1 pseudogene is annotated in these 1,031 nt (G+C 68.8%); it reads right to left on the reverse strand.

The features are described 5' to 3' along the window. Positions 1–1,031, reverse strand: a pseudogene (locus tag ACZ4EG_RS46660) (alpha-1,4-glucan--maltose-1-phosphate maltosyltransferase); the annotation flags it as partial.

Raw genomic sequence — 1,031 nt, forward strand, 5'->3', positions numbered from 1 at the left:
CGCCGGATGGTGTTGAGGCGGGTGATCAGGGGGGTGAGGGTGTGTCCGTCGCGTTCGGCGGCGGCCCAGTCGCGGGGTTTGAGCTGGTACTTCTCCGAGTCGAGGTATTCCTCGCCGTCCTGCCTGAGCGGGGTGTTCTCGCACAGTTCGTAGCCGCTGTAGATGCCCCAGGCGGGGGAGAGCGTCGCGGCGAGCACGGCACGGACCTCGAAGGCGGGCCGGCCGCCCTGCTGGAGGTAGGCGTGCAGGATGTCGGGGGTGTTGGCGAAGAAGTTCGGCCGCATGTAGGCGGCCGACTCCCTGGACAGTTCCGTCAGGTACTCGGTCAGCTCCTGCTTGGTGTTGCGCCAGGTGAAGTACGTGTACGACTGCTGGAAACCGATCTGCGCCAGCGTGTGCATCATCGCCGGGCGGGTGAACGCCTCGGCCAGGAAGAGCACATCGGGATCGGTGGCGTTGACGTCCGCGATCACCCGCTCCCAGAACATGACCGGTTTGGTGTGCGGGTTGTCCACCCGGAAGATCCGCACCCCGTGCGCCATCCAGTGACGCAGCACCCGCAGCGTCTCGCCGACGAGCCCGTCCAGGTCCGCGTCGAAGGCGATGGGGTAGATGTCCTGGTACTTCTTGGGCGGGTTCTCCGCGTAGGCGATCGTGCCGTCGGGGCGGTGGTGGAACCACTCGGGGTGCTTGTGCACCCAGGGATGGTCCGGGGAGCACTGCAGCGCGAAGTCCAGGGCCACCTCCAGACCGAGTTCACGGGCCCGGTCCACGAAGTGGTCGAAGTCCGCCAGGGTGCCCAGATCCGGGTGGACGGCGTCGTGGCCGCCCTCCGGAGAGCCGATCGCCCAGGGCACGCCGACGTCGTCGGGGCCGGCGGTCAGGGTGTTGTTGCGGCCCTTGCGGAACGTCGTGCCGATCGGGTGGACCGGCGGGAGGTAGACGACGTCGAAGCCCATCGCGGCGATCGCCTCCAGACGGCGGGCCGCGGTGCGGAACGTGCCGTGCGGGTGCTCGGGCGTGCCCTCCGA

Source organism: Streptomyces sp. NPDC025638, from assembly GCF_055558775.1.